Annotated in this window: 4 protein-coding genes; 1 reads left to right on the top strand and 3 read right to left on the bottom strand. The window is 64.2% G+C overall.

The window, feature by feature from the left end:
- Positions 1-8 precede the first annotated feature (8 nt).
- Positions 9-467 carry a DUF302 domain-containing protein gene (locus BGO62_RS03015; protein ID WP_296639167.1) on the bottom strand — a complete coding sequence of 153 codons (459 nt, stop codon included), beginning with the start codon at positions 465-467 and terminating at the stop codon, positions 9-11.
- Between the two features lie 95 nt (positions 468-562).
- On the opposite strand from BGO62_RS03015, the gene BGO62_RS03020 reads away from it, so the two are divergent.
- On the top strand, positions 563-898 hold the full coding sequence (locus BGO62_RS03020) for a LysR family transcriptional regulator (protein ID WP_296639169.1): 336 nt from the start codon (positions 563-565) through the stop codon (positions 896-898).
- Between the two features lie 34 nt (positions 899-932).
- On the opposite strand, the gene BGO62_RS03025 is transcribed toward BGO62_RS03020, so the two are convergent.
- Both BGO62_RS03025 and BGO62_RS03030 read right to left on the bottom strand, forming a co-directional pair.
- Entirely contained in the window at positions 933-2,897 is a 1,965-nt protein-coding gene (locus BGO62_RS03025) for a U32 family peptidase (protein ID WP_296639171.1), read from the bottom strand.
- Positions 2,898-2,953: 56 nt separating this feature from the next.
- The coding region (locus BGO62_RS03030; RefSeq protein ID WP_296639173.1) for a YceI family protein at positions 2,954-3,122 on the bottom strand (169 nt) is incomplete at its 5' end.

Here is a 3,122-nt window from a genome sequence, read left to right on the forward strand (position 1 = left end):
TCAAGCGTTTACATCGCGTCCTTGATGATCTCGGTGAGCAGCGCCTCGACTTCGCCGAGCGCCTTTTTCAGCGCGGGGTTTTTCGTTGCGGCCGGCTTGCGGTAGGCCATGTAGACTGCCTTGTCGCCGGGGATCGTGTACACCGCCACGCTGTAGGGGCACATCATGATCGCGTGCGGATCGGCTTCCATCATCCGGCGCGAAATCGTGGCGCTGCAGAATTCGAACTGCTCGGCGTCGCCGTACACCTGCCGGGTGGCGCCGATATCCTTGCCGGTACGCTCCAGCATCGCGGCGATCTTGTTGGTGTTGGTGATTTTCAGGCCCTTGCCCTCAATCGCCATCTGCAGCGAATCGCGCACGTCCTGGAACGTCCCCTGGGTCTTGAACAGCACGGTGTAGCTTTCTGCGGCCAGGGCGGAAAACGGCAGGCAGAGCATCGCGCACACGGCAAGTATTTTTTTCATGATCATCTCCTTCGATTAAGAACCTTATTTTTAGGCGCCTGCAGCGGGATAACAATGGTCGTTTGTTACGCCGCCTCTTTGTTAAACTGGAACCCATGAATTCCATGCTCAAGGCCGATGGCCGCTTCTGGCTGACCTTGGACGGCAGAAACTTCCTCGGACGCGGACGCGTCGAACTGCTGCAGCGCATTCGCGAAACCGGGTCCATTTCCAAGGCTGCCAAGGCGATGAAAATGAGTTACAAGGCCGCGTGGGACGCCGTCGATGCGATGAACACCGCCTGGGGCAGCCCGATAGTCGAAAGCGGGCCTGCAGGAAGCCGCCTGGCCAGGGATGCCGAACAGCTGATTGCGGCGTTTCAGGAGGCCGAGGCGCAGCATGCGGCATTCATGGCGAAACTGGCGGAAAGTCTGCCGCAGCGCACGCCATAAGCAGATTGCCGGGCCCGTCTGCCCGCCGGCCGGCTCATCCCCGCGCCCCGACCGGATTGGGGCCGGTTTTATAAAACGTCAGCGGCACCCCGCTTTTGGCGATGGCCGGCTTCAGTTTCCCGACGACATGCATTTCGCACGCCTTGCAGTCGAAACGCAGGGTGAGTTTCTCGCTGCCGTTGATCAGCGTCAGCGGCGCGGCGCGCAGCGTGCCCTGCACGCCGGTGACGCCCTTGGCCTGCTTCGGGCACAGGGAGAGCGAATAGCGCACGCAGTGCTTGGTGATCATCAGCGAGACGTCGCCGGTTTCCTCGTGGCTCTCATAGGCGGCGGCGATGACCTGGACGCCGTGTTTCGCGTAAAAATCGCGCGCCTTGTGGTTGTAGACGTTGGCCAGATAGCTCAGCGTGTCCTCCGGGTAGATCGCCGGCGGCTCGACTGCCTGCGCGCGGGGGGGGCGCCGGTACGCCGCGGCACGCGCGGCTTCCAGCGCGGCGACGGCGTCGCGGCGCAGGGCATTGAGGAAGGACGCGGGGATGAACCAGGGCTGCGTCAGTTCCAGCGCGATACCCATCGGGGCAAAGTGTGTAGCGCCAAGCTTGCCGAGGTGCTCGCGCAAGCCGGACTCGGCCTTGGCCGTGTCCCTGGCGGGCTCCTTGCCATGCGCTGCTTCTTCCGTGACGCTGTGGCCGTCTTCGTCGGTCAGCGTCAGCGCGAATCCGGCTGCGGTTTCCTCCAGCCGCAGCCACACCCCGATGCGGCGCTCGCTGGAGGGCCGGTCGAGCAGGCGCATCCAGTTCATGTCGCGGTTGCGGTTGACCGGAGTGCCGGCGCGCAAATCCTTGAAGCTTGCCAGCGGGTCCTTCGGGAACACCCGCCATGCGCCCTCGCCCACTTTTTCGGCGCGGTTGATCGCCAGCCCGGCAAGATCCTTCTGCAAAGTGTAGTAGCACAGGCCGTCGCCGTTGTTGAGCACGGTGGCGGGCGAATCGGTCTCGATCTCGACCCATTTGTCGCCGACCTTCTTCACATGCCCGATCGGCAGACCGGGGTTCTTCGGCGTGTCGAACGCGCCGATGTCGTCGCGGCGGCCGCCAACGAAGTAGTCGGTGAACTCGCGGTTGAAGTTCTGCTCGGGGTCGGGAGTGAAGGCGAATGTGGTGCGGCCGCTCGATGCGCGCGCGAATTCCGGGCGGCGTTCGATGATCTGGTCGAGCAGCGTGCGGTAATGGGCGGTGATGTTCTTCACGTAGCCCATGTCCTTGTAGCGGCCCTCGATCTTGAAGCTGCGGATGCCGGCGTCGATCAGGGCTTCGAGGTTGCCGCTCTGGTTGTTGTCCTTCATCGACAGCACGTGTTTGTCGTGCGCGACGATGCGCCCTTCCATATCGGTGACCTGGTACGGCAGGCGGCAGGCCTGCGAGCAGTCGCCGCGGTTGGCGCTGCGCCCGGTGTGGGCGTGGCTGATGTAGCACTGGCCGCTGTAGGCGACGCACAGCGCGCCGTGGACGAAAAACTCCAGGGTGGTTTCCGGCCGCGTGGCGGCACGGATGGCGGCGATCTGTTTCAGATCGAGTTCGCGCGCCAGCACGATTTGCGACAGCCCGACGTCCTGCAGGAAGCGGGCCTTTTGCGGGGTGCGGATGTCGGTCTGGGTGCTGGCGTGCAGCTGGATCGGCGGCAGGTCGAGTTCCAGCAGGCCCATGTCCTGGATGATGAGCGCGTCGACGCCGGCATCGTAGAGTTGCCGGATCTGCCGGCGCGCCGGTTCGAGTTCGTTGTCGGCGAGGATGGTGTTGAGGGTGACGAACACGCGCGCGTTGAAGCGGTGCGCGTGGTAGACCAGCCGTGCGAGATCGGCGATCTCGTTGCAGGCTGAGGCGCGCGCGCCGAACGACGGGCCGCCGATGTATACCGCATCGGCGCCGTGGTCGACGGCCGCGATGCCGATGTCGGCATCGCGCGCGGGCGCTAGCAGTTCGAGTTGATGGGGTTCCACGAGGCGGTGTTCCGGACGGCCAAACCGGCATTTTACCGGAGGCCGCCCCGCCCGTCTTATTGCGCGGCCGGCTGCTCTTTGACTGCTTCGATCGCCAGGGTCAGCGTCACCTCGTCGCTCACGTAGGGCGCATTCTTGCCCATGTTGAAATCCGAACGCTTGATCTGGGTGGTCGCGTTGGCGCCGCAGGCCTCCACTTTCAGCATCGGATGCGGCTGGCACTTG

This window comes from Thiobacillus sp. 65-1402, assembly GCF_001897685.1.
Taxonomy (GTDB): domain Bacteria; phylum Pseudomonadota; class Gammaproteobacteria; order Burkholderiales; family Thiobacillaceae; genus Thiobacillus.